This window comes from Sinomonas susongensis (genome assembly GCF_005877005.1).
GTDB classification, from domain to species: Bacteria; Actinomycetota; Actinomycetes; order Actinomycetales; family Micrococcaceae; genus Sinomonas; species Sinomonas susongensis.
Window position 1 is genome coordinate 1 of record NZ_SSNH01000029.1, and the last position, 2004, is coordinate 2004.

The following is a 2004-nucleotide window of genomic DNA, read 5'->3' on the forward strand; positions in this document are numbered from 1 at the left end:
CAGCAGTTTCACGGTGTGGGTGTGACGGCGGGGCGTGTGGTGGGGCCGGTGCTGCAGATGCCGGCCCCGGTGCGGGAGCCCGCGGCGGGTCCGGTGCCGGGGGCCTCGGCCGAGGCCGAGGCGGAGCGGATCCGGGCGGCGTCCAAGGCGGTCCAGGCCGGGCTGAGGGCCCGCGCCGCGGCCGCGGCCGGGGACGCCCGGGGCGTGCTGGAGGCCACCGCGCTGATGGCCGCGGACCCGATGCTGGTCAAGGGTGCCGTGAAGCTGCTCGATCCCGGGACCCCGGGCGGGGCCCGCTCGGCCGAGCGGGCCGTGTGGGAGTCCGGGGCCGCGGTGGCCGAGAAGCTCCGCGCCCTGGGCGGGTACATGGCCGAGCGGGCCGCGGACGTCCTGGACGTCAGGGCCCGGATCGTCGCCGAGCTCTCCGGCGCCCCCGCCCCCGGGATCCCGGACTCCCCGGCCCCGTTCGTCCTGGCCGCCCACGACCTCGCCCCCGCCGACACCGCGACCCTGGACCCGGGGCGGGTCCTGGCCCTGGTCACCTCCGGCGGCGGCCCCCAGTCCCACACCGCGATCCTGGCCCGCGCCCTGGGCCTGCCCGCCGTCGTCGCCGCCCCCGGGGTCCAGGACATCCCCGACGGGACCGAGGTCTACGTCGACGGCGCCGCCGGGCGCATCGCCACCGACCCCGGGGACACCGAACGCGCCGCCGCCGCGGCCTGGGCCGCCCGCGCCGGGGCCCTGGCCGCGTTCGACGGCACCGGCCGGCTCGCCGACGGGCACCGGATCCCCCTCCTGGCCAACGTCGCCACCGGGGCCGAGGCCGCCGCCGCGGCCGCAGCAGGCGCCGAGGGCGTCGGGCTCCTGCGCACCGAGTTCGCCTTCCTGGACCGCCCCACCGAGCCCACCCACGACGAGCAGGTCAAGGCCTACGGGGCCGTGTTCGAGCACTTCCCGCACAAGAAGGTCGTCATCCGCACCCTCGACGCCGGAGCCGACAAGCCCCTGCCCTTCCTGACCGACACCGACGAGCCCAACCCCGCCCTGGGCGTGCGCGGCTACCGCACCGACACCGCCACCCCCGGAGTCCTGGCCCGCCAGCTCGCCGCCATCGCCGAAGCCGCCGCAGCCCACCACGCCGAGGTCTGGGTCATGGCCCCCATGGTCTCCACCCCCGAGGAAGCCGCCCGCTTCGCCGCCCTCGCCCACGACGCCGGGCTCCCCACCGCCGGGGTCATGGTCGAGGTCCCCTCCGCGGCCCTGACCGCCGCCCACGTCCTCGCAGCAGCCGACTTCGCCTCCCTGGGCACCAACGACCTCACCCAGTACACCATGGCCGCCGACCGCCTCCTGGCCCCCCTCGCCGCCCTGAACGACCCCTGGCAGCCCGCCGTCCTGCACCTGGTCAAGGCCACCACCGACGGCGCCGCCCACGCCGCCGCCCGCACCGGAACCCCCAAACCCGTCGGCGTCTGCGGCGAATCCGCCGCCGACCCCGCCCTCGCCGTCGTCCTCGCCGGCCTCGGCGCCACCACCCTGTCCATGACCCCCCGCGCCCTGCCCGCCGTCGCCCACGTCCTGGCCACCGTCACCCTCCCCCAGGCCCAGGAACTCGCCGCCGCAGCACTCGCCGCCCCCACCGCCGCCGACGCCCGCACCACCGTCCGCGACCGCCTCCCCATCCTCGACCAGCTCGGACTCTGAAAGGAAACCCCCACCATGGCAGAACGCACCGCCACCATCGCCTCCCGCGTCGGACTCCACGCCCGCCCCGCCGCGATCTTCGCCGAAGCCGCCGCCAACACCGGCCTCGAGATCACCATCGCCAAAGAAGGCGAACCCGCCGACGAAGCCCTCGACGCCTCCAGCATCCTCTCCCTCATGTCCCTCGGCGCCGAACACGGCCAGAAAGTCACCCTCCGCGCCCAAGGCCCCAACGCCGAAACCCACCTCGACCACCTCGTCACCATCCTCGAAACCGACCACGACGCCGAATAACCCACC

General features: G+C 76.5%; 2 protein-coding genes. Both read left to right on the forward strand.

What is annotated here, in order from left to right:
* Window positions 1-1704: putative PEP-binding protein (locus E6A21_RS17685; protein WP_246036620.1), on the forward strand; the 1704-nt coding region annotated here is incomplete at its 5' end.
* 15 nt (window positions 1705-1719) lie between these two features.
* Window positions 1720-1998 carry an HPr family phosphocarrier protein gene (locus E6A21_RS17690; RefSeq protein WP_138444535.1) on the forward strand — a complete coding sequence of 93 codons (279 nt, stop codon included), beginning with the start codon at window positions 1720-1722 and terminating at the stop codon, window positions 1996-1998.
* Window positions 1999-2004: the final 6 nt, after the last annotated feature.